The sequence below is a fragment of the Candidatus Magnetobacterium casense genome (assembly GCF_019173545.1).
GTDB lineage: Bacteria > Nitrospirota > Thermodesulfovibrionia > Thermodesulfovibrionales > Magnetobacteriaceae > Magnetobacterium > Magnetobacterium cryptolimnobacter.
This window is the reverse complement of sequence record NZ_JABXWD010000494.1, coordinates 1-2238: the sequence shown is the minus strand read 5'-3', so window position 1 is coordinate 2238 and position 2238 is coordinate 1. Positions and strand designations below refer to the sequence as shown.

The 2238-nt window shown below is 50.8% G+C and carries 3 protein-coding genes; all 3 read left to right on the top strand.

The window, feature by feature from the left end:
* On the top strand, positions 1 to 674 hold a 674-nt coding region (locus HWQ67_RS16790; RefSeq protein WP_218253838.1), incomplete at its 5' end, for a recombinase RecT.
* A gap of 4 nt (positions 675 to 678) precedes the next feature.
* Positions 679 to 1623, top strand: a complete 945-nt coding sequence (locus HWQ67_RS16785) for a DNA methyltransferase (protein WP_218253837.1) — start codon at positions 679 to 681, stop codon at positions 1621 to 1623.
* A 415-nt stretch (positions 1624 to 2038) separates the two neighbouring features.
* A partial coding sequence (locus tag HWQ67_RS16780) for a hypothetical protein (RefSeq protein WP_218253836.1) occupies positions 2039 to 2238 on the top strand: 200 nt, incomplete at its 3' end.

Sequence of the window (2238 nt, the reverse complement as noted above, 5' to 3'; positions counted from 1 at the left end):
GCAAGGACCGGAGCCGCCCGACCTACGTGGCTGTCAACAAAAACGAGTGTGTGAAACTCACCCGGGAAGGCAAGCCAACGCAATTCTGGGCCGAGCCAAAACAGCCATGGATGCTACGCAAAAGCGCCTTGAAGCGAGCATTAGTAGAAGCGTTCCCATCATTGTTCGCCGGAACGCTGGCTACCGCCGAGGTGGAATCCGATATAGAAGGCGAGCTGCCAGCGGCGTTTGAGGACAACGGGCAACCGGACTGGCCGAAGTTCTGGGTTAGGGTCCAGAACGAATTGAAACTAACAGAGGAAGAGGCACATAAGTTGCTGGGTGTGGAATCGGTCAAACAGATGATGGCAGATGACGGGCTCACCTTAGAGCAGGTGTTTATGGACCTTGTGGACAAGGTAAGGGAATCCCGGGCAACCGAGGCTTACCCGCAGCCTATGGACGAGGACTACGAGCCATTGTTTGACGATTCGGCGGCCCTGATAGACAAAGGCTGGCTCAATGAATCACTCAAGACACTCAAAGACTGGAACGCCGCCCGGTATATACGCGAGACATTCCCGGAAGCCAAGGGCAAGACGATAGGCGATGCGATAGATAGTCTGACACCGGATCAGAAAGCGAAGTTTGTAGCCGAGGTGCAGAAAAGGCTGGAGGCGAAAGCAAAGAGCTGAAGCAATGGCAAGAATGCTGACACTGGAGAGGCAGGGGCTAGCCCTAGAGGCTAAAAACCTAAGAGAGTTTGGCTATACCCAACAGCAAATAGCCGAGGCTCTAGGGGTGCCACGTCAAAGTCTCGGGCGGTGGCTGAAGATTGTGGGCAATGGCAAACCTGACAAAATGGGCAATAGTAAAGAATTGCCCACATACCCACTAGCGCAACTGCCCACAATGGGCATCACCTTATACCCTTGCCGGTATGAAGAGGCGGCGGGCTTAATACCTGACGACAGTATCGACTTAATAGTGACGGACCCGCCGTATCTCGTTTCCAATAATGATATCTCACGCAACAACCAGGCTGACTTACAGAGGAACTTCGGGCAATGGGATAATGTGCCAGACAGCCAGTACAAGGAAGCCGTTGCTATATGGGCCAGCTTGATGTCCACACAGCTCAAACAAGGGGCGAGCCTATACGTATTTATTGGGTTCCGCCAGAGTCGGCTGTGGCATGACGCTTTTGACACTAGCGGCTTGCAGTTTGGTGGGCTACTGCTTTGGCATAGAGTCAATCCAGCCCCCCAAATCCGCAAAACGAGATGGTGCCCAGCGTTTGATTTGATTCTCTATTTCACCAAGGGACCGCCGAAGACATTCGTCTGGATGGGGCAAAATGAGATGCACAATGTAATCACTGGGCCGATTTGTGCGGGGAACGAGCGCGAGTATCACCCAACGCAAAAGCCCAGGTGGCTACTACAGAAGTTGCTCCAAGTTAGCAGTAAGCCAGGGGATACCGTACTTGACCCATTCGCTGGCACTGGTTCTACGGCCTTTGCCGTTGGGCATTTACCGAGACGTAGATTCATACTCGTTGAGCCCGAACCCAAATACTCAGGCTTGATCCAGAGCATAGCCCAAGAGGAATTTCAATGCAAGGTGACAATAAAGAACGCCTAGGCAAGCAAGGTGAGGCGATAGTAAGGCAGTGGCTAATCGGCCAAGGCTACCAAATCCTACCAGCCAGCCTTATTGATGGCATAGGGGCGCCCATGTTACTTGGCAAACAGCGGTTTATCTTACCCGATAATTTAGTCTGGCATGATGGGATACAGGGCTGGGTTGAGGTTAAGACAAAATCGGTTGCCTCACCACATGAGTTGCCACCCAAAAGACAGGAACATGGCATTAAACTTTACCATTGGGTGGCATATGAGATGATCCAAATGCATACACATACCCCCATTTCATTGGCAATCCTACAAGTTGATATTCAAAGTGTTGGATTATCTCTAATCGATAACCTCAGGAGGGGAGTACGAATATACCCAATGCAGGGCGAATATCACATATTCTTTGACTGGGATGACTTTGAATGGCACTTACTAGAGGGCATAACTATGCCAGAGCCCATAACACCAACATCGCAAAGGACCATCAGGCAAATACAGGAACAAGGCCAAGAGGAGGTGTATGCCAAGCAACGTTTATTTTAGAGAGGATAAACATGGATGACGCATTCATAATGACTACCGCCTTCTTCAGCCTCCTTACTACTCCATTTTTGGCGAATGG

Excerpts from the sequence above, each read along its gene's own strand:
- HWQ67_RS16785 (WP_218253837.1), top strand. The coding sequence starts at position 679 with ATGGCAAGAATGCTGACACTGGAGAGGCAGGGGCTAGCCCTAGAGGCT.